This is a genomic window from Yersinia intermedia, from assembly GCF_900635455.1.
In the GTDB taxonomy this organism is placed as follows: Bacteria; Pseudomonadota; Gammaproteobacteria; order Enterobacterales; family Enterobacteriaceae; genus Yersinia; species Yersinia intermedia.
Genome location: NZ_LR134116.1, coordinates 1,572,028 through 1,594,489, shown reverse-complemented (window position 1 = coordinate 1,594,489; position 22,462 = coordinate 1,572,028). Strand labels below are relative to the sequence as shown.

Genomic DNA, 22,462 nt, shown 5'->3' with positions numbered 1-22,462 from the left:
CTTGCATTGTTGTCCCCTGAGGAAATCATGGCCTATACCACTTTTTCGCAAAATAAAAATAACCAGTTGCTCGAACCGATGTTCTTTGGTCAATCCGTTAACGTGGCGCGTTTCGACCAGCAAAAACACGCTATTTTCGAAAAACTGATTGAGAAGCAATTGTCATTTTTCTGGCGTCCAGAAGAGATAGATGTCTCCCGTGATCGTATCGATTACAACGCACTGCCAGATCATGAAAAACACATTTTTATCAGCAACCTGAAATACCAGACCTTGCTGGACTCAATTCAGGGCCGCAGCCCTAACGTTGCCTTACTGCCGCTTATCTCAATTCCAGAGTTGGAAACCTGGGTGGAAACCTGGTCATTCTCAGAAACTATCCACTCACGCTCGTACACCCATATCATCCGCAATATTGTGAACGACCCGTCGATAGTTTTCGATGATATCGTGACTAACGAAGAGATCCTCAAACGCGCGAAAGATATCTCAGCCTATTATGATGATTTGATCGAAATGACCAGCTATTACCACCTGTTGGGGGAAGGTACCCATCAAGTTAATGGTAAAACTGTCATCGTCAATTTGCATGAGCTGAAAAAACAGCTTTACCTGTGTCTGATGAGCGTCAATGCGCTGGAAGCCATCCGTTTTTATGTCAGTTTCGCCTGCTCCTTTGCTTTTGCAGAGCGCGAATTGATGGAAGGCAATGCCAAAATCATCAAAATGATTGCCCGCGATGAAGCCCTGCATTTAACCGGTACCCAACATATTCTTAATTTGATGCGTTCTGGCGAAGATGACCCGGAAATGGCCGAAATTGCCATAGAGTGCCAACAGCAGTGTTATGACCTGTTCGTTCTGGCTGCCCAACAAGAGAAAGAGTGGGCTGAATATCTGTTCCGTGACGGTTCCATGATTGGTCTGAACAAAGAGATTCTGTGTCAGTACGTAGAGTACATCACCAATATCCGCATGCAGGCTGTGGGGCTGGGTGTGCCGTTTGCTACTCGAACCAACCCTATTCCGTGGATCAACTCTTGGTTAGTGTCTGATAACGTGCAGGTGGCACCGCAGGAAGTTGAAGTCAGCTCTTATCTGGTCGGTCAGATCGATTCAGAAGTCAGTGCTGACGACCTGAGTGATTTCGAGCTGTAATCCATGAAATCCATTATCAAGTTGAGCACCACCGGTGTTCAACTTAACCGCCCTGCTGATAGCCGCAATCTGCTGGAAACCCTCGAACACCATCAGGTACAGATCGAATACCAATGCCGCTCTGGCTATTGCGGCTCTTGCCGCCTGCGATTACTAAAAGGCGAAGTTAGCTATCATCAGCAACCACTGGCCTTTATTCAGCGCGGTGAAATTCTGCCCTGTTGTTGCCAGGCTGTGGGTGATATTGAAATAGAGCTTTAATATACCCGTCATACTTCAAGCTGCTTGTGCGTTGGCTGCCTTCGTTCACCCCAGTCACTTACCAGTGTAAGCTCCTGGGGATTAATGAGCCTCATCCTTGAGGCTCACCCTACGGGCTAGCATAAATGCTGTTCAAATCGGTTCCCGACCAATTTGTTGCTCAGTTGCCGCCCTCCTGCAACTCGAATTATTTAGGGTATCAAATAGATAAATCAGCCAATCGGATTTCACCTATAATCAGCCTGTTGAATAGATGATATTTTTGCATCTGGAATTAAAATCATAGGGACAAAAGATGAAAAAACTGTCAATCGCAATAACCAGTCTGCTAATGGCAGTATCGGTCAGTACCATGGCGGCGACACCTCAGCCACTCGACCCGCAGCAGCCGTTAGATAAAATTGCACCGTACCCGCAGCCTGAAAAAGGCATGAGCCGTCAGGTTATTTTCCTTGAACCGCAGCAAGATGAAACCCGCTTTAAAGTGGAGTTGTTAATTGGTAAGACGCTGGAAGTTGACTGCAACCGCCATATGCTCGGCGGCACGCTGGAAACCAGAACCTTATCTGGCTGGGGCTTTGACTATCTGGTGATGGATAAAATCTCACCACCAGCTTCGACGATGATGGCATGCCCGGATAACCGCCGCCATCCACAATTTGTCGCCGCTAATTTGGGGGACGCCGCTATGCAGCGCTACAACAGCCGCCTGCCGATCGTGGTTTATGTACCCAAAGGAGTTGATGTGAAATACCGCATTTGGGAAGCAGGCAAAGATATAAGAAACGCACAAGTAAAATAAACCATAAGCAAAATCATTAAAAACCCACATTAAAAATACCCATTCAACTGAGTGGGTATCTAAATTATGTCGCTAATAACCTGCTCATGGCGCATAGCTGCTTGCAGTCAGGGTATGAACCAGGAACTGAGGCATTTTAAGCTGTGGATAAACGCTGGTTAATTCTGGGTTAGAGCCAGTAAATTCAGGCATGATAGTCATCAGTTGTGCCACATCGTTATAAACGACTGAAGCATCCGCCTGCATGGCTTCGGTGGCTGAAAAAATAAAATCATTCGCATCGAGTTGCTCAACATCCAACCCATCCAAATACATCAGGTTGATACTCTCCCCTTCAGTGTTGGGTGCTGAAGAGTCAACATTTACTCCTTGGATAAGTGCAAGCCCATTAATAATCACCGCGTTTCTTTTCGTCACCGTTAATTCACTAAAACTCCGAATCCCCACGGCACTCAAATCAATTTTATCAATACCATGTCGGAACCCCCGCACAGTATTGCGATAATCCGACTGTTCCTCTTGGGGAACCACCACAAACACACCAGGCTCTGCATCCTTGCGCTGATAGACCGTTCCCGCGAGTGAGGCAATCATTTTACCATTTTCCCCAAGCGTTAAACTGACGCCACTGGCCCCTCCGTTGAGCATAATACCCATTTGCTCGGGTTCTGCTGGCACTGAGTCATTTATCAATACCGTGCTGTCTACATAGCCGACAGGAGCCCTAAAGGTATTCTGAAAGACAAAATTTTGTGGCCCGAACGTATTAACTTGTCGATTTTTGATAATAATACTTTGCTTATCTGGCAGTGAGATTCGGGTGTCGGTCCGCAATTGCATCAACTCTAACTCACTAAATTTTAAACCAGAAAAACCCACCAGATGGATAGTTTCTCCATTGTTGGCATCAAAATTGATTATCTCATCCCGGCCATTGGCGCGCTGACGAACCACAAAAGCGTCTTTACCTGTGCCCCCTGTTAGCACATTTTTGCCCCGCCCACCGTCGAGCAAGCTACCACCACCACCTGCTGTGAGGCTATCGTCACCATCACCACTGAACAAATTATGGATAGCCTCTGGCGAGCGAAGCGTCAGATTAGCCCTGCCTAACTTAGCGTTTCCGCTGGCTAAGTTAGCTACAACATTGCCGGAGATCGCCGCCATATTCAACGTATTACGCCCACCTACCGTGCCATTTACCGCATCATCAAGCAATGCTCGTGCTGGTTGTTCTTCTACTTGAGCGGCAAATTCGTCAGTATAAAAATAGGTATCATCTGCATTCAGCTTGTTGCCAAACAATCGTAATGACCAACTATTCAGCCTGACAGGTAACCCCTTGCTGGCATCTTTAACCGCTAATTGCCAGTTCCCGCCAGATTTCTCGCCACGATGATGTGTGGACATAAAGGTATAGTTAAAATCACCTGAAATAGCACTACCGGTATCAGTAGTATGTGGGCCATTTGCTGTATTCTTTCTGCCGACACGATCCAGTAGAATGCTTTCACTGCCACCCGGCGAGACTAATCTCACAGTCAAATCCCCCAGTCGGCCTACATTGGCACTAAAATCAACTTCGACCTGCTCAACATTGAGACTATCACCCAGAGTGAGATATGAAGAGTCTGTTTCCCCAGCGGAGAGCTGCCCCCAATGCCAATACTCATAGCTGTTCTCCAAGACCTGCTGATTAGCACCGGTTTGGTGGGGGATCCACGTTTCAGCTAAACGCAGTGCCGCCCGCGCATCCACTGCACCAAAACCGTAATCATGGCTTACATGCATACCGCCACCATTCCAATTTTTGGCATTATTGTTGCGCCATTGGGTGCCTGAGTCATCCACCCGACGGGCCGACAAGGCGAGGATCTGTTGCACATCGCGGTAACCCAGATTCGGATTAGCCTGCAACATCAATGCGGCAATCCCTGAAACAATCGGCGCGGCAAAACTGGTGCCTTGTTCGGTGCTGTATTTAGCCCCAAACACCGCACCGCGCTCGGTTTCAAGCTGGTTGCTGCTGGAAAGAACCTGACTACCAGGAGCCGAGACTAACAAGCTGGCTCCAGAGTTAGAAAAAGGCGCTGAACGCGTCTGAAGGGTTGAAAGATCAGCCAGCGCATTGACCGCCGCGACCTGAATACCAAAGCGGCTGTTATTGATAAGTGAACCCTGCGCACTGCCACCCTGTTCGCGCTGATTACCTCCCGCACTAACAATAATAGTGCCTAATCCGCCACGGCCATTTTCTGCCGCATATTGCAGCGTCGAGTTCAGGATATTCGGTAAATTGACACTGCTACCAGATAAATTGCTCAGGGCAAAATCATGTTTGAACCCCCAGCTATGATTAACCACATCATAACTGGACATCTTACCCAGGGTGGTAAAATCCGCGCCATCATTACTGAGATAGTGCCCACCTAAAGTGGCATCATAGGCCACTCCCACCCCACCGATATTATTTCTTGCCGCCACCATCACACCTGCCACCATCGTGGCATGGTTGGAAACATCGGCGGGCAATGTTCCGGCGCTCTTTTGTGTTTCCAGCCAGGAGGGGTCAACATTAGCGGCTAAATCAGGGTGTTGAATATCAAAAACCTCTGGGCCGGTGGCGAACTCCCCACCCGGTTCAAACTGACCAATGCGCACACCTTTACCGGTATAATCAGACCAGACAGGTATCACATTGATTTTATTTAAATACGTTTGTTTGGCGACCAAAGGATCTTGCGGGATATCGGGTGTTAATAGCGTTACCGTTGCCCGCATCAGCGCGGATTCTCCGCTGGATAAATCAACCACAGAAATAGCCTGATCACCGGTGGCACTCTTGACTTGATATTTAAAACTCATTACTCCAGTGAATGTTCTATCAGGTGTGAATATTACATCCTTTTGAAGATTAAGCTTGACCGTGCCGCCCACCGCATCGCCGACCGAAGATAGGTAGCCAGGCGTTCCGTCATTAAATTGTAAATCGTTGGCGAGCAAGCGGGCAGCCGGAATACGCTGCACCCAGTGCCGATGAATGGCTCTGCCTGTTTGACTAAACGACAACACATCATCGACTGGAATAATATTATTGGTATTCAGATCTACCGCAGAGATATCAGCAAAATTCAGTTTTTGAATATTTTTCAGTGTCAGAGTACCATCGCGACCAGCCACGCTATCCCTTATCTGGTAGCCACTGTCAGTGCGGGTAATGGCGTAATCTGCATAGCTGCCATGCAGGGTGACCAGATTGATACCGCCGCCACCATCAATGAGCGCATTGCCCTGACCGGCTTCAATCACATCATGGCCCTTATTGCCATAAATGCGATCTGCCCCACCGCCAGCGTGGATGATACTGCCCTGCTCAGCGGCATAGATGGTATCGCCCTGTGATCCGGCATAAATAACCGCTTTACCGCTACCGCCGACAATACGGTTCTTGCCACTGCCACCCGCCAGTACGTCATTACCGCCACCGCCGACCAGTGTGGCGTTGCCGCTACCGCCTTTAATAAACACACTGTTATTGCCGCCACTGACAATAATGTCGTCACCATCGCCGCCCTGCGCAATAGTGATACCACTGCGCGCCATATTCAGCGCTACCCCTTTATTGCCGACAATCAACACGGTATCGCGCCCGCCATTGCCACGAATTCGCGTTGGATCATCACTGGCGCTGATAACAAACACATCGTTGCCGCTCTTACCAATATAGGTATTACTGCCACCGCGCCCGACTAACCAACTGCCTTTAGGGCTGGCGGTTAAGATGTCATCCCTGCTGCCGCCATAGATATTATTTGTTTTCAGAATGTTGGCCGATAACGCAGCGCCTTTATCAGCAAGATGCACATAAGCGGTGGTGGTCGTTTCATCGGTGACAGAACGAATAATTGCCCCCTCATTACCACGCTTAGTGACGGTGTTACTCACCGGTGAACTGACAAAATTCACCGCCAGCACTTCTTGCAGTTTGCCGTTAATCACAAAAACGCCACGCGCCAACACCCTATTGCCCTGACGATTATCCTCAACCGCGTTAGCGTTAACTTTGATTTGCGTAATCCCCCAGTCATCCAGCGTTTTCAACTCACCGGGATCAACCCTGCCGTTATGGGAGCTATCCTGCCAAATACGCAATTTGTGCCAGATTGGATCATGTTTATCAATCGCGCCATTGCTATCATCATCTTCACTGGCCAGCGCGGCAAAACCATCCTGATAGCGTTTTTCCCCCGGCTGACCCTTCACACCGGCCGTGCCACCGTAATATTCCGAATACATTTGGCTGATATTGTCGATTTTCCCGCTGCCATTATCGATAACCAGCATACCGGTATCCGGCCCTGCCCAGCCGGTGCGTTTCAGCGTGCCACTGTTATCGGTATCAAACAGCACCCCATCTTCAATGCCGGTCATGGAGACCCCCTTGCCACTTAAATCCAGCAGCAGCGGGTCAACATAAGTGTTTACCGTGGTTTGTGCTGATAAGCCATTAAGCGTGGCGGCATCAAACAGCCCGGTTTCCGGCAGCATATAACTGGGTCGTTCCAGATAGTAATCAGATAAATAGCGGCTGGGCTGGATATTGGGATCAAGCTGAACCTCCCCTGGGCGAACCCCGCCCGATGCCATAGCGCCCATCTGCACCGAGGCAAAATCGGTTTTATCCAAACTGCCGTCAGTAAAGGAGAAACTGTGAGTGGGTTTATTCACCAGATAGCCGTTAGTAACATCGCGCCGGGCCTGATCTTCATCGGCAATGCGCTGAACCGCTTGTGGGGTTGGGGTGATATTGATGTCGATAGGGCACATCTCGGTTGAGACTGGTGCGACTTCTTCGTCGGAGCTAAAGAGTTGGCTGGTACTGCTTTTGGCTAAGGCCCAATAGCCTGGGAGAGAATCCATTCTGTCCAACCATTGGCGGGTGCTTTTTTGGGTATCATCAGGACCAAACGACGAACTATAAGCCATAAATTGATAGGTTTTAAACGAATGCTTTAGTTCTTCAAATGGCCTGCCGCCTGTGCTCAACGTCTGTTCCCAATAAATTGGCCGACTATCTTCAGTCATCGCGTTGAAAACCTCAGTTAACGTCCAGGCCTCAGCGGGTAATCCATGATCACCAAAAACACGGTTGTGAAACCATGCGGCTTGCTCATGGCCGATATCACCATAAATAATTCCTGTTGGGCTATCGTCCAGCCTCTTTTGCTGGGTATCAAGATAGCCGTGCGCCATATCATAACGAATATGCTTAATATCCGTTTCAGTGACGGGCTTATTATGACGGCCCCCCACACTTTCCATATTGTGAATAGCCATGGCACCAGCGATAGAATCCCCCCTGGCCACACCATTGGCTAATATGGCATAGCGATCGCCTTTGCTGGCTAAAAAATCATACATCGGGCCGGGGTCTTTACTCTCCTTATGGGCTTCTAATAATTGCCGGGCGCAGGCCAGATCGGCGGCATTAAGTTGTAACTTACCTGCATTGCTATTTTGCTGTAGCATAATTACCTTCCTTAACGTTTAATATGCGATAAAAGAAATTGTTGGGTATTACTGACAATGGCTTGCCACTGTGGTAACTTTTCTATGGTAAAAACGACGCTAACAAGTGAACCTATTTCCGGCATCACAAAACGGGCCTCACAGATATAATATCTTTTCTCTAACGGCAGCCACATACAGTCAAATACCACCGGCACTTTCCCCTCAACCTCTGACCAGTAATAACCATTAATCGTCTTATCAAACCAATAAGGACTATTCCTATCCTGTGGTTCTGCCCGGAATAATTTTCTGGTGGCTTTAACGAAAAATAGCCCTAATTCATTAATATAAACAACCGGATCAAAAGTTTTATTCTCGTATTTTCTGAGTCTAAGATAGGCATCGCGCATAAAAGCAACATCAGTATCAGATCGTCTATACGGCTCAACACGCATTCTTAGCCCTTCATACTCCAGCCCCTGTTTATACCATTTCGATTTATCCCCCGGTTGCATATCCGGCCAACTGGCGATCATGGGTAAAGAGGTAAAATTGGCATCGCAGCCTTTTTTATTTTTAGTAAAGCCAGGCGTCCAGGAACTTTTCCCTTCATATTCCGCCCAGTAAATAATATATTCTTTAGGCACTTCCATTACATGACCATTAAATTTACCACAAACAAAACCGGGGCGGTTTTCGGCAGAAGCAAATGGTGGCATCATTAGTAACAACATTATCAATAATGCTATTAAATATCTCACTCGTGTTTTATCACATAACAAACTACTCATATTTATCTTAGGGAACATAATTACCTTCCTTAACGTTTAACATGCGATAAAAGAAACTGCTGAGTACTGCTAACAATGGCTCTCCATTGCGGTAATTTTTCTACTGTAAAAATCACTTCAACCAGTGAGCCTATTTCTGGCATCACAAAAAGGGCCTCACAGATATAATATCTTTTCTCTAACGGCAACCACTGACAGTCAAATATCACGGGTATCCTCCCGTTAACTTCTGCCCAGTAATAACCATTAACATCCTCATCAAACCGATGAGGATCATTTTTCTCTACGGGTGGGAATCGGTTTAATTTCCTGGTGGCTTTAACAAAAAAAAGCCCTAATTCATTAATATAAACAACCGGATCAAAGGTTCTATCATTTTGTTTTCTTAGAAAAAAGTCACGCTTATAGGTGATGTCGATATCGGATCGTCTAAATGGTCTGACAGTTATTGCTAATCCCTCATACTCCAGCCCCTGTTTATACCACAGCTCCTGATCCCCCGGCTGCATATCCGGCCAACTGGCGATCATTGGTAACACCACAAAATTGGCATCACAACCTTTTTTATTATTAATAAAGTCCGGATCCCAGGCACTGGCCCCTTCATATTCCGCCCAGTAAATAATATAGCTATCCGGCACTTCCATTACATGACCATTAAATTTACCACAAACAAAACCGGGGCGATTTTCGGCAAATCCGAGTGGTGACATTATTAAAAGTAACAGTATTAACCTTCTCATTTGAGTTTTATTATTTAATAACCAATTGGTGTTTACATCAGGAGGCATCATTATTCTCCTTAATATTTAATATGCGATAAAAGAAACTGCTGAGTACTGCTAACAATGGCTCTCCATTGCGGTAATTTTTCTACTGTAAAAAAGATGCGAACAAGTGAACCTATTTCTGCCATCACAAAAATGGCCTCACAGATATAATATCTTTTCTCTAACGGCAACCACTGACAGTCAAATACCACCGGCATTTTCCCCTCAACCTCTGACCAGTAATAACCATTAATCGTCTTATCAAACCAATAAGGACTATTCCTATCCTGTGGTTCTGCCCGGAATAATTTTCTGGTGGATTTAACGAAAAATAACCCTAATTTATCGATATAAATAACTGGATAAAAGGTTCTATCATTTTGTTTTCTTAGAAAAAAGTCACGTTTAAAGGTGATATCAGTATCTGTGCGTTTAAATGGCTCAACACGCATTCTTAGCCCTTCATACTCCAGCCCCTGTTTATACCACAGCTCCTGATCCCCCGGCTGCATATCCGGCCAACTGGCGATCATTGGCAGCACCACAAAATTGGCATCACAACCTTTTTTATTATTAATAAAGTCAGGATCCCAGGCACTGGCCCCTTCATATTCCGCCCAGTAAATAATATAGCTATCCGGCACTTCCATTACATGACCATTAAATTTACCACAAACAAAACCGGGGCGATTTTCGGCAAATCCGAGTGGTGACATTATTAAAAGTAACAGTATTAACCTTCTCATTTGAGTTTTATTATTTAATAACCAATTGGTGTTTATATCAGGAGGCATCATTATCCTCCTTAATATTTAATATGCGATAAAATAAATTGCTGAGTATTATTCACAATAGCTTGCCACTGAGGAAGTTTATCTATGGTGAAAATAACCCTAACCAGTGAGCCTATTTCCGGCATGATAAACCAAGATTCACAAAGATAATATATTTTCTTCATCGGTAACCACTTACAGTCAAATACTACCGGTACTCGCCCATCAACCTCTGACCAGTAATAAGTAATGACATCCTTATCTAGCCAATAATTATTTTTTTGTCCCTTGTGTTTTTTCTAATTATTTTTTTGGTTACCTTGACAGAAAACAATTCTAATTCATCAAGATCAACCACAGGTTCAAATACTTTATCATTTTGTTTTTCAAGATAAACATCACGCTTATAATTCATATCGGTGTCAGGTCGTTTTAACGGGTGAATACTTACTCTTATTCCACCAAAATTTTCTTTTTTCTTATACCATAGTGATTTATCACCAGGTTGCATATCCGGCCAATTTATTATCATCGGTAATGCTACGAAATCGGTATCACACCCTTTTGTATTTTCAGTAAAACTGTAGCCCCAGGCGCTGGTACCGCTATATTCTGTCCAGTAAAAAACATAACTATTCGGCACTTCCATTACATGACCATTAAATTTACCACAAACAAAACCGGGGCTATTTTCAGCGAAAGTTAGCGGTGACATAATCAATAACATGATTTTAAATAACAAAATTAAGCATCTAACAATATATTCATTCATTAACACCATCCATATGTTATATTAATTCTATATCGAGATTAAATTTATTTATATACAATATATTTAAATAACTTGCTCGCAGTTAAATTGATAAAGTAAAAATAGCGTAAACATAAAAACAAAACAAGCGGTAAAAATAAAGTCACCAAGCAATAAGAATAGCAAGACCACCTAATTAATAATATAAAATTAATAAAAAAGACGCATATTTTAATATTGCGCCTTTATATTATCATCGGGGATTATCAATTAACTACAAAATATTAACCACATCCAACCAGCCATGCTGACCGCATACTGGGCGCCCATTCAACCAACGGCGCACCATATCCAGCGCCAGCATCGCACTGCTTTCCTGACGAATGCGCAAACCATGGCGGCTGGCCTGATAACGTACTGTTTGAGCAAATGTTCCTTCAGGGGTATACAGAGCCACGCTCAAGTGATCATTTTGCATGGCACCGACCGCCAGTACCACTTGCGCACCACACAGCATAGATAACGATTGTGCACGGCTGGCAATCTCTTCCAATGTTTCCTGACAATGCGCCGGTAGCAATTCACCGCCCGCCAATGGCACACCAGCACTCTGCAACTGCCAGTTCATCAACCCGCCAGTAAATTGTTCGCTCACCGCCAGTCGCAAGCCGCGTCCGTTCAATTGCTCGGCCAACAATGCAGGCAGCCCTTGCGTGCCTTCAAATAGCGTGCTGTCACCTGCCACTTCCCTCACCTGCTGCCATACCTGCTCCATCGCCTGATGTTGCGAGGCAGGGCCGGTCAGCTTCAATTCAATAATCGGGGCGGATGAACGGTAGCCCAGCACCACACCGTCCGGTAGCCGCAGTGGGTCCAGCTCTTGCGCCAAATCACTTTCTGAACGGCCAAAAGTGGTCATACGTAAACACAGCGGGGGTTCAGCCACATCGAAGTGTTGACGCAAACGCGGCATGATTTGTTGTTCCACCATCACTTTAAACTCTGATGGCACACCGGGGGTGAAAAACATCAGGCACTTATTTAACCGTAGCGCGAAACCGCACGCCGTACCCACTGGGTTATCCAGCATTTCAGCATTGGCCGGAATATGTGCCTGTTTGCGGTTAGTCGCCGACATCACCCTCCCACGCTCATGGAAGAAAGCCTCCATACGCGCGATCCATTCCGGGTGTTCAACCAGTTCCGTTCCGGCTGCGCGTGCGGCAGCCAGAGCGCTCAGATCATCACTGGTTGGCCCCAGACCACCGTTAACAATCAACACATCAGCAACCTGACTGCGTTCGGTCAGTACTTCTATCAGTGCCGAAAGTGAGTCACCGACCGTTTCCCTACTGTTGATCGGCAAGCCTTGATTAAATAAATAATCAGCCAGCCATGCTGCGTTGGTATCGATAATCTGCCCATGCAGCACTTCATCTCCGGTACTCAACATCTCAACTCTGATCATTTTCTTCTCCGTCAGTGCTTATATATTCACTTTATGAATCTGATTACATAAACACAACGTTTATCTATTATCAGAATAATTAATCCCGATAAAAGTCGACCTTTCAATACACCAACAAACGTAACTATAAGTTTACACATTGCGTAACGTCGATTTGACACAAACAGGACGATCCACTACTCTGCTGCACTCAATAATTCCAATAAATTGTCATGTAGTAGAGGAAAGCGTGAAGAATCGCACTCTGGGCAGTATATTTATCGTTGCCGGCACCACCATTGGTGCAGGTATGTTGGCGATGCCATTGGCAGCAGCGGGCGTGGGTTTTGGTGTTACGCTAGTATTGCTTATTTCTCTTTGGATATTAATGTGTTACACCGCATTACTGCTGGTGGAAGTTTATCAGTATGAAGCAGCCGATACCGGGCTTGGCACGCTAGCCAAGCGCTATCTCGGCAACCGGGGCCAATGGTTGACCGGTTTCAGTATGATGTTTCTAATGTATGCCCTGACGGCTGCCTATATCAGCGGCGCCGGTGAATTACTGGCAACCAGTATCAGCCAGTGGACGCAACAATCGTTTCCGACCTCACTCGGCGTATTACTGTTTACGCTAGTCGCAGGCGGTGTGGTCTGTATCGGTACCCACTCAGTTGATTTATTCAATCGCATCTTATTTAGCGCCAAAATCATTTTTCTGATTGTGATGCTGGCACTGATGATGCCGCATATTGAAAAAAACAATCTATTGACACTACCACTGGAGCAAGGGTTAGCGCTTTCCGCAATTCCGGTGATATTCACCTCATTTGGCTTCCATGGCAGCGTGCCGAGCATCGTCAATTATATGGGCGGCAATATCCGCAAGCTGCGCTGGGTATTTATTATCGGCAGCGCCATTCCGCTGATTGCCTATATTTTCTGGCAATTAACCACGCTTGGGGCGATTTCCTCTCACACTTTTATCGGTATATTGGCGCAACAGGCGGGCTTGAACGGCTTATTACAAGCAGTACGCGATGTCGTAGCCTCACCTCACGTTGAACTGGCAGTACACCTGTTTGCAGACCTGGCACTGGCGACTTCATTCCTTGGTGTGGCCTTAGGGTTGTTCGATTATCTGGCCGACTTATTTAAACGTCGTAATTCAGTGCGAGGCCGCTTGCAAACGGGCGTTATCACTTTCACACCTCCGCTATTGTTTGCGCTGTTTTATCCGCGTGGCTTTATTATGGCGTTGGGCTTTGCTGCAGTGGCGTTGTCAGTTTTGGCATTACTGCTGCCGGCGATGCTGGCATGGAAAGCCCGTAAGCTCCATCAGGGGCACTATCGGGTTTGGGGTGGGAAACCGGCACTGGCTGCGGTATTTGCCTGTGGTGTGATGGTCATTGCCATTCAGGTGGGAATAGTGACCGGCGCATTACCGGCTGTCGGTTAATACCCTCCCCAACTAAAAGGGCGCATATCCTGTCAGGAATGCGCCCTTTTTTAATCAAACATTACTCATGTATTATCCAAAGTAATTGGCGTCGCAGGTAGGCAGCAAGCGAACGCATCCCGATGAGCTTACACAAGTAAGTGATTCGGGTTCGCGAGCGAAGCTAACCCCCCTGTGGCTTCAAGAACGAAGGATAATCAGAATGCTACGCCAGCGCCAATATACACGCCATCCGCCACACGGTTATCCCGATGTCCGTCTTTACCTTTCATATTGATATAACGGTAACCGACGTCAACAGTTAATGGGCGGAATACATTCCAGCGCAAGCCGCCGTTGGCTTCGCTATAGGATTTCATGCCGCTGGTCAATTCTTCCGGGGCGAAATAGCCTTCACCGTACAGGGTGAACGATTTGTTGATCGGATAAGTTAACCCACCACCAATCGCAATTGCACCACCGCTGCTACCGTCTTCCGGTGACATATAGATACCCTTGCCGCCGACCGTTGCCATCATTGGGCCGAGAGGGAGGTTGAACCCCAGCCCCAGTCCGTAGATATCACCATCGTGATCACTACGCGCCCAGTTACCATTGATAGCCAATCCGCCAGTATTGGTACCCATACCAAAGCCTAAATTAGTGTAATCGCTGCCGACTTCACCATTAAAACTTACGGCGCTGGCCGAACCCGCCACAAACAGCAGGCTGGCTGCACACGCGATTAAATGCTTTTTCATATTTTTCTCTCGTTATTCGTGATGTCACCCGCAAGCAAATTCTGGCCGACAGGTTTTTCCTTTCCGAGTTTAACCGAAATAAACCGCATGACCACACGAAAAAACCGATTAAATACCACAGTATTTCAAATGATTGTAAATAACCGCCCTATAGCCAGGCCTTATGTTAACAATGGTAACGATAAGGCGTACCTATTTGCTGAATACACCCAATAAGACTACAACTAATGTGGAGATCAAGGAATAACCCCTTGTTGTTGTTTAAATTATTATTTTGTCAATCAGGCTTTTGGCACAATGTAATACTGTAAACACCCTAAAAAGCAATCAATTCAACAGCCATACTGGAGAAAATGATGAGCAAAAAGAAAGGATTAACTACTGCTGCGGGCGCACCCGTCGTTGATAATAATAATGTCGTCACTGCGGGCCGACGTGGCCCAATGCTATTACAAGATGTGTGGTTCTTGGAAAAACTGGCCCATTTTGATCGTGAAGTGATCCCAGAACGCCGCATGCATGCTAAAGGCTCCGGTGCCTACGGTACCTTTACTGTCACCCACGATATTACCCGATATACTCGCGCAAAAATTTTCGCCGCAATAGGCAAACAAACCGAAATGTTTGTCCGCTTCTCAACGGTGGCCGGTGAGCGTGGTGCTGCCGATGCCGAACGTGATATTCGCGGCTTCGCCATGAAATATTACACCGAGGAAGGGAACTGGGATTTAGTGGGTAACGATACGCCGGTGTTCTATCTACGTGACCCACTAAAATTCCCTGACCTGAATCACGTTGTTAAACGCGACCCTCGCACTAACCTGCGTAATCCTACTTATAAGTGGGATTTCTTCTCCCAACTCCCAGAGTCTCTGCATCAGTTAACTATCGATTTCAGTGACCGTGGTCTGCCAAAATCTTATCGCCATATGCATGGGTTCGGCAGCCATACCTTCAGTTTTATCAATGCCAATAATGAGCGTTTTTGGGTGAAATTCCATTTCCGCTGCCAGCAAGGCATTGAAAATCTTATGGATGATGAAGCTGAAAAATTGGTTGGAACTGATCGGGAAAGCTCCCAACGTGATTTGTATGACGCCATTGAGCGCAAAGACTTCCCGCGCTGGAATCTACAAATTCAGGTGATGCCGGAACATGAAGCATCACAAACGCCTTATAACCCGTTTGATCTGACCAAAGTGTGGCCACACGGTGATTACCCATTGATTGATGTTGGTTTCTTCGAGCTAAACCGTAACCCGGAAAACTACTTTGCCGAAGTTGAGCAAGCGGCATTTAATCCGGCTAACGTGGTGCCGGGGGTGAGTTTCTCACCGGACCGGATGTTACAAGGCCGGCTGTTCTCCTATGGCGACGCTGCACGCTATCGTTTAGGTGTGAACCATCATCAAATTCCAGTGAACAGTGCTAAATGCCCGTTCCATAACTACCATCGCGATGGCGCAATGCGTGTTGATGGTAACAGTGGCAATGGCGCAACTTACGAGCCAAACAGTTTTGGCCTGTTTCAGGAGCAACCTGATTTCAGCGAACCGCCATTAACACTGGAAGGCGCGGCGGATCACTGGAATCACCGTGAGGATGATGATTATTTCTCCCAGCCACGGGCGCTGTTTAACCTACTGAGTGAAGAGGAGCATCAGCGGATGTTTACCCGCATTGCGGGTGAATTATCACAAGTACCGGAAGAGATTCAGCGCCGACAGGTTGCGTTGTTTACCCAAGTTCACCCAGATTACGGTAATGGGGTTAAAAAGGCGCTGGGGTTAAATTAGTATTATTGTTGTAACCGATTAGGTGTTCGTGTTCGGGTCCGGTTGATATCAGTTCAGTGATTAACTTACCTCCGTCGCCTTAACCGCCAAGGGGGGCACAAACGCGTGTCCCCCTTGGAACCCTGCGCTTGCGCACGTATCGCTTGCCTGCTTCGCAGGTACCCCCGGCTCAAATGTGCTTTTTAAGATCAAGACCCTAAAGACTGGGTTTTGATTCTCTCTTTTGACGTTGAGCGCAATCAGGAGTATTACCGATAAAGACGATAGCTGTTTACCTGGTGCTTTAACAACCGAACCCTGTCACCAAATCAAATCAACTTAGCCACAAAATCAATAACCGCCTGTCGGGATACCTTAATCCCCCCCTGCTTAAGCGCCGCCGGTAAGCGGTAAAAAGCAATTGGTCGCTGGAAGACCGCCAATTGTGGTATCAGCCAATCCGATAAACTCGCCTCATCCACCTCATCGGCAACATCTATCACCGCTACTGGCCGGTGACCGAATTCAGCATCAACTTGCGGCACAACAAAAGCTTGCTGTATCCCCGGATACTGTAACAAAACCCGCTCAATATCCTCCGGTTGAATACCCTCACCACCACTGAAAAACAGATTATCCAGCCGCCCGATAATATGCAGCTCACCTTGCTGCCACATCCCGCGATCACGGGTATGAAACCACCCTTCACTGTCGGTTATGGGCTGCAACTTTCCCTGCTGCCAGTAACCCGCCGCCAGGCAATCTGCTTTTATCCATACTTCATCTTCAACCAGTTTCACCTCTCGCCCCGCTAGCGCTACCCCCACGCCGGGCAAGCCATCGGCTCGTTTGGCACAAACGGTTGAAGCGGCTTCGGTCAAACCATAACCACACCAGCAGCGAATGCCACGGGCTTCGGCATGTTGTGTCAGGGTGGTTGGGATGGCTGCTCCGCCCAGTAACACCTCTTTCAGTGTTAACACCGAGTCATCTGTTGCCAGTAACCGCCATAACTGAGTGGGAACTAAAGAAGCGTGGCTACATCCGGCCAGGGCATCGTGTAATGCCCCCCCCTCTTGCACCACCAAGGTGGCCCCGGCACTCAGCCAGCGCCAGACAATACCCTGCCCCGATACATGAAATAGCGGTAATGACAGCAACCAGCTATCCGCCGAGGTGAAACTCATCAGCTTTAATATGCCATCGGCACTGACCAAATGCGCCGCCAGCGAATGCACTGCGGCTTTGGGTAAACCGGAAGAACCAGACGTTAATGTCATCGTCGCCAGACGTAAACTATCCCAGACAACCGGTGTCATAACGGCACTATCTGTATCAAGTCGCAGCGGCGTGAAGCAGAGAGACGCTGCCAGCGGGGCTGCCAGGTTCAGCACAAAATCAATATCCAACTGTGGCAGGAGTTGTGCCAGCAACGCATCAGGTAGCTGTGGATTGAGCGGCAAAACGCGCGCGCCACACTGCAATGCCGCCAGATAGGCCATCAACAATGTGTGACTGTTCTTACCGCGCAGTACCACACCACTACCGGGGGCGACACCTTGCTGTTGAAACCCCGCTGCCAGGCTATCGATATCAGCCGCTAATTGTTGCCAACTGATCAGTTGTGACCCCGAGCGTATGGCGATCGCCTGAGGTCGCAGATTGGCCCAGTATTTCCAAGGAGAAGAGTAAGTCCAGGGAGAAGAATATTGCCAGGGCCAATCATTCAACTGTGCCATAGCACGTCCAACTGTTCGGTTGTCACCATAGGCAAGGTACTCTCCGGCCACGGACGGACTAACTGCGCCTGCATCAGGCTCAGCGTATCCAACCCCGGCACGGTATCCGGTGTCAGCCAATCAGCCAGCCGGGCCAGTTGGGTTAAGCCAAGACTGGATTCAATGCTGGAACTGATTACCGCTACCAACCCCGCCTGATGCGCTTGCTGCACCAGTTGCTGACAGCGGCTGATGCTGCCCACCAGCGTCGGTTTGATAACAATCGCCACCACACCGGGTTCGGCTTCAACCTTAAAATCAGCCTCGCGTACACTCTCATCCCAAGCGATAGCAATCCCCGTGTCACGGGCAAACTCACGGGATTCGGCGCGGGTTTTACACGGTTCTTCCAAAAATGCAATGCGTGTGCGCAGTTCAGGATTGACATATTTCGCAAACCCATCAGCTTTCGCCCGCGTCCAACTACGATTGGCATCCAGCCGTAGCGTTAAGTCCGGCAAAGCCTCCAGCAGCACATTAACAATCATGCCGTCACGCACCGCTTCATACAGCCCAACTTTCACCTTGGCGACCTTTTCCCCAGGGAGCGCCTGTAGCACGGCAAATAGTTCATCGGGATCACCGGTGCACAATGGTGCTTTGCGGTAATTTGCCGCTAATGGCAGCGTTTGATTCAGCTCCGCCAGCGCACAACTGAGGCCAAAAGCGACTGATGGCAAAGCATCAAGTTCAGGTTCTGCCCCATTCACCCAGTTTTGCAGCCAATGTTGCGCCACAAGCTGTGCTTCAGGCAGCGTTTCCTGACTGAACTCCGGCAAGGGGGCAATTTCCCCCCAACCAATCTGTTCGCCCTGCTGCAATTTAACCAGTAGCCCATCGCGGCTTTTCAGCCGCTGGTGGCGCAGTATCACTCCCGCTTCCATCGGAAGGCTATAGTGGTATAGCGTGGCCGCGCGCATTACGGATTACGCTTGAATTTGCTGAAGTCCGGCTGGCGTTTTTCATTAAATGCGTTACGCCCTTCCTGGCCTTCGTCGGTCATATAGAACAACATTGTGGCGTTACCCGCCAACTCTTGCAGACCCGCCTGACCGTCACAATCAGCATTCAGGGCGGCTTTCAGGCAGCGCAGCGCCATTGGGCTGTTTTGCAGCATTTCACGACACCAACGCACGGTTTCTCGTTCCAGTTCAGCGATAGGTACCACGGTATTCACCAGCCCCATATCCAAGGCTTGTTTAGCATCATATTGGCGGCACAGGAACCAGATTTCGCGCGCTTTTTTCTGACCGACAATGCGCGCCATATAGGCTGCCCCCCAACCGCCGTCGAATGAACCGACTTTTGGCCCGGTCTGACCGAAAATAGCGTTATCGGCGGCGACGGTTAAGTCACACATCATGTGTAATACATGACCACCACCAATAGAATAACCGGCAACCATTGCCACGACCGGTTTCGGGCAGGTGCGGATCTGGCGCTGGAAATCCAACACGTTCAGATGATGGACACCACTGGTATCTTTATAGCCGCCGTAGTCACCACGAACTTTCTGATCACCACCGGAGCAGAACGCTTTGTCACCTTCACCGGTCAAAATGATCACGCCGATATTGTCGTCATAGCGAGCATCAGCCAGCGCCTGAATCATCTCTTTAACCGTTAGCGGGCGGAATGCGTTACGCACATGGGGGCGGTTGATGGTTATCTTGGCGATACCATCGCTGGATTTGTGATAACGAATATCTTCAAATCCAGTAGAGCAATCCTGCCAGTCGATAGCGGCGTACAGTTGTTCTTCGCTCGGATAAAGCATAGTAAGCATTCCTTTAACGGGGGAGTGACAAAAATGAAGACTGTGATAAAAATGAAAGCACCTGCGCGGCAAAAGCACCGGGATTCGCCCGATGGGCATTGTGTCCGGCACGCGCCAGTGTGCGTAATGGCAGCGAGAATTGAGCAGCCAATTGCTGGAATTTATGGTCGCGATCGCCACACAGATAAGTGTAAGGGACAGTAAGCCGTTGCAACGCCGGTAGCAGCCAGGGTTGATGGCCGAGTGACGTTGCTTCGAGCATATCAGCAACCGCCGGGCCATGATTATCCGCCCGCAGTAACACCAGTTTCTCGCGCTGTTGTGTGTCTAAATCAGCAAATACATCCTGTTGATACCAGTCGGCCAGCACCTGAGGCAACGGCTCTTGGCGAAAACGCTGCCCCCACAGGCGGTCATGCTGCAACCGTTTTTCACGCAACTCAGCGCTTTCCAGCCCAAGGTTACCCCCTTCGACCAATAAGCCCTGCAAGCCATGATGACTACCATAGCAGGCGTGATACATCGCAATTCGCCCCCCTAAAGAGTAGCCTGCCAGCCAATATTCGCGAATACCGTTAGCCTGTAACGTTTGTACTAACTGACGGCTGATATCCGCAAAACCACGGGTAGTCTGGGCGACCGATTTACCGTGCCCAGGCAGGTCTATCAGCAGTGAGGGATAATCGCCACATAACTCAGCAACCGGCAGCCAATCCAGACCGCTGCCTAACAAACCATGTAACCATACTAACCATGGCCCACAATGATGCCGGGCGGGAGACTCCGGGTGAGGATCGAGTTTACGGCAAGCCAGCGTCATAATTGCGCCACCTGTTGCACCAGTTGTTGCAGTGTTTCTGCCCCCTGACTTGGCGGCACCACGATTTCAATCAGTGTAACGCCACCCTGTAACCAGCATTGCTCTACTTGGTGCTGAAGCTGGAGCCAGCTATCTGGCCGGGCATAATGCAGACTGAACATCGCCGCAGCATGTTCAAAACTCACATCTTGCGGCATGCAGTAAAAGCGCTGTCGATCGGCTTCTGGGGTGGGTAACAGCGAGAAAATCTGCCCGCCATTATTGTTCACCACCAGCAACACCGTAGGTGCCGAGCTTTGGCGCAACAACGCCAGAGCATTAAGATCATATAAGGCCGATAAATCACCCACGATAACCAACGTGGGTTTAGCCGTTGCGCGCTGAACACCGGCTGCCGTTGACAATAAACCATCGATGCCACTGGCCCCACGGTTACTGTAAACCGGATAACCAGCAGGCAGTTGGCCCAATGCATCAATCAAGCGCACAATTAAACTGTTACCGACAAACAACTGACCATTATCCGGTAATAATTCTGCCAGTTGATGCGCGACTGCGGCTTCGCTAAATTGCTCATTCAAGGCTTCAGCCACATGGGCTTGAGCATTCTCCGAGCAGATGGTCAGTTCCCCGGCCCACGGCGTGCGGCGCTGTGCTGGATGTTCCTCCAGCCATACATTCACCGGTGAAATGATTCTGCGGCCACGATGATTCGCCGGATCGAGGCGACCGGGCAAGTTATCGACCAACCAGTACTCTTGCGGTTGGCACCCAGCCTGCCATTGCAACAGCCGTTTACCGGTCAGGCTGCTACCAAATTGCAGCACAATCTGTGCCTGCGAGAGAATAGTTTTAGCGGTGGGATGCTCGAGCCATAAGTCAGCGCAAGGTAGCGGCTGACCGGTTTGTGACAACACATCACCTATCAGCGGCCAACCGAGCAAATCAGCCCATTCAGCCAGTAGCTGCCCCTCTTGTGCCGTCATGCGCCCGGCAATCACCACTCCACGCTTTTGTCGCCAGAAAAACCAGTCCGCTTGCTGGCCTTGTGGCACAGATAAGGATTGACGCAGCCACGGATGGCACTCCTGCCACCAGTCGCCTAAGGTGGCAGACCATTCGGCATAGGCGTGCTCATCACCACCATACAAAGGTTCGGCAAACGGGCAGTTAATGTGCAAGCCACCCTGCTGTAATTGCGCCATCGCATTATCGAGTGTGGAAACCAGCCAACTGGCAGAAATATCAGGTGTCGGACGCGGCAGATTGAGGCTTAGTGTAGGGTGGCTGGCAAACAGCCCTTGTTGGCGAATAGCCTGGTTGGCACCGCAATCAATCAATTCTGGTGGACGATCAGCGGTCAATAACACCAGCCGCTCACCGGTCAGCCCGGCTTCAATCAAAGCAGGATAGAGATTGGCGGCGGCAGTACCGGAAGTGACAATGACGGCCACTGGCTCGGTGGAGGCTTTCGCCAAGCCTAATGCCAAATGGCCCAGACCGCGTTCATCAAAATGGGTATGACAAACCAACGAGGGATGCGCCGCCGCCGCCAGTGTTAACGGAGTCGAGCGGGATCCGGGAGCAATACAGATATGACGCACACCGTGGCGGGTCAAGGCTTCCAGTAACAACGCCGCCCAGCGACGGTTAAAAACACTTGTCGACATGGTTCGCTCAATAGTCAATTAACAGACACTGCGACCGCGATAATCAACATGAGGATAGTGCTTCATCCTGTTAAAAAAGCCCGGAGTGACTGATTAATGGTTATAAGTAAGGAAAGTGATCACAGTTTACACCTGCCGCTCAGGTGTCACAATCCGCCCACATAACGAGTGCGGTTAAT

16 protein-coding genes and 1 pseudogene are annotated in these 22,462 nt (G+C 48.6%); 5 read left to right on the top strand and 12 right to left on the bottom strand.

Annotated features, from left to right (window positions below; translation table 11 throughout):
* Positions 1-27: 27 nt before the first annotated feature.
* The 3 genes from nrdB (at position 28) to eco (ending at position 2,221) form a co-directional block, all read left to right on the top strand.
* Positions 28-1,158, top strand: a complete 1,131-nt coding sequence (gene nrdB, locus EL015_RS07375; RefSeq protein ID WP_005192400.1) for a class Ia ribonucleoside-diphosphate reductase subunit beta — start codon at positions 28-30, stop codon at positions 1,156-1,158.
* 3 nt (positions 1,159-1,161) lie between these two features.
* The gene (gene yfaE / locus EL015_RS07370; protein ID WP_005192402.1) at positions 1,162-1,419 is read left to right on the top strand and encodes a class I ribonucleotide reductase maintenance protein YfaE; all 258 of its coding nucleotides are present in this window, start codon (positions 1,162-1,164) and stop codon (positions 1,417-1,419) included.
* Positions 1,420-1,714: 295 nt separating this feature from the next.
* The gene (gene eco / locus EL015_RS07365; RefSeq protein WP_005193298.1) at positions 1,715-2,221 is read left to right on the top strand and encodes a serine protease inhibitor ecotin; all 507 of its coding nucleotides are present in this window, start codon (positions 1,715-1,717) and stop codon (positions 2,219-2,221) included.
* An 84-nt stretch (positions 2,222-2,305) separates the two neighbouring features.
* On the opposite strand, the gene EL015_RS07360 is transcribed toward eco, so the two are convergent.
* From EL015_RS07360 to EL015_RS07335, 6 genes and pseudogenes are all read right to left on the bottom strand, one after another.
* Positions 2,306-7,750, bottom strand: coding sequence for a S8 family serine peptidase (locus EL015_RS07360; protein ID WP_005193300.1), 5,445 nt, complete (start codon positions 7,748-7,750; stop codon positions 2,306-2,308).
* A gap of 11 nt (positions 7,751-7,761) precedes the next feature.
* Positions 7,762-8,466 (bottom strand): hypothetical protein, encoded by a 705-nt coding sequence (locus tag EL015_RS07355; RefSeq protein WP_415844019.1) that lies wholly within the window; start codon positions 8,464-8,466, stop codon positions 7,762-7,764.
* Positions 8,467-8,552: 86 nt separating this feature from the next.
* Entirely contained in the window at positions 8,553-9,314 is a 762-nt protein-coding gene (locus tag EL015_RS07350) for a hypothetical protein (protein WP_053011898.1), read from the bottom strand.
* Positions 9,315-9,325: 11 nt separating this feature from the next.
* Positions 9,326-10,039 (bottom strand): hypothetical protein, encoded by a 714-nt coding sequence (locus EL015_RS07345; protein WP_164711362.1) that lies wholly within the window; start codon positions 10,037-10,039, stop codon positions 9,326-9,328.
* 59 nt (positions 10,040-10,098) lie between these two features.
* A pseudogene (locus tag EL015_RS07340) lies at positions 10,099-10,838 on the bottom strand (hypothetical protein).
* A 253-nt stretch (positions 10,839-11,091) separates the two neighbouring features.
* Positions 11,092-12,285, bottom strand: coding sequence for a nicotinamide mononucleotide deamidase-related protein YfaY (locus tag EL015_RS07335; RefSeq protein ID WP_032907617.1), 1,194 nt, complete (start codon positions 12,283-12,285; stop codon positions 11,092-11,094).
* Between the two features lie 229 nt (positions 12,286-12,514).
* On the opposite strand from EL015_RS07335, the gene tyrP reads away from it, so the two are divergent.
* Positions 12,515-13,723, top strand: coding sequence for a tyrosine transporter TyrP (tyrP, locus tag EL015_RS07330; RefSeq protein ID WP_005191233.1), 1,209 nt, complete (start codon positions 12,515-12,517; stop codon positions 13,721-13,723).
* A gap of 197 nt (positions 13,724-13,920) precedes the next feature.
* On the opposite strand, the gene EL015_RS07320 is transcribed toward tyrP, so the two are convergent.
* Positions 13,921-14,463: a YfaZ family outer membrane protein gene (locus EL015_RS07320; protein WP_005191235.1), complete on the bottom strand. Its 543-nt coding sequence runs from the start codon at positions 14,461-14,463 to the stop codon at positions 13,921-13,923.
* Positions 14,464-14,819: 356 nt separating this feature from the next.
* Here EL015_RS07320 and EL015_RS07315 point away from each other — a divergent pair, with 356 nt between their 5' ends.
* Entirely contained in the window at positions 14,820-16,259 is a 1,440-nt protein-coding gene (locus EL015_RS07315) for a catalase (RefSeq protein ID WP_170930834.1), read from the top strand.
* Positions 16,260-16,567: 308 nt separating this feature from the next.
* On the opposite strand, the gene menE is transcribed toward EL015_RS07315, so the two are convergent.
* From menE to menD, 5 genes are read right to left on the bottom strand one after another with little or no spacing between them, the layout of a single operon-like run.
* Complete coding sequence (gene menE / locus EL015_RS07310; RefSeq protein ID WP_032907619.1) at positions 16,568-17,977, bottom strand: o-succinylbenzoate--CoA ligase; 1,410 nt, start codon at positions 17,975-17,977, stop codon at positions 16,568-16,570.
* Positions 17,965-18,936, bottom strand: coding sequence for an o-succinylbenzoate synthase (gene menC / locus EL015_RS07305; RefSeq protein WP_032907620.1), 972 nt, complete (start codon positions 18,934-18,936; stop codon positions 17,965-17,967). Before menC ends, menE begins: the two co-directional genes overlap by 13 nt.
* A complete protein-coding gene (menB, locus tag EL015_RS07300) occupies positions 18,936-19,793 on the bottom strand; it encodes a 1,4-dihydroxy-2-naphthoyl-CoA synthase (protein ID WP_005191245.1) in 858 nt (285 codons plus the stop codon). Before menB ends, menC begins: the two co-directional genes overlap by 1 nt.
* Before the next feature lie 13 nt (positions 19,794-19,806).
* Positions 19,807-20,616 carry a 2-succinyl-6-hydroxy-2,4-cyclohexadiene-1-carboxylate synthase gene (gene menH / locus EL015_RS07295; protein WP_086018964.1) on the bottom strand — a complete coding sequence of 270 codons (810 nt, stop codon included), beginning with the start codon at positions 20,614-20,616 and terminating at the stop codon, positions 19,807-19,809.
* A complete protein-coding gene (menD, locus tag EL015_RS07290) occupies positions 20,610-22,283 on the bottom strand; it encodes a 2-succinyl-5-enolpyruvyl-6-hydroxy-3-cyclohexene-1-carboxylic-acid synthase (RefSeq protein WP_032907624.1) in 1,674 nt (557 codons plus the stop codon). The genes menH and menD overlap by 7 nt, the downstream gene beginning before the upstream one ends.
* Positions 22,284-22,462: the final 179 nt, after the last annotated feature.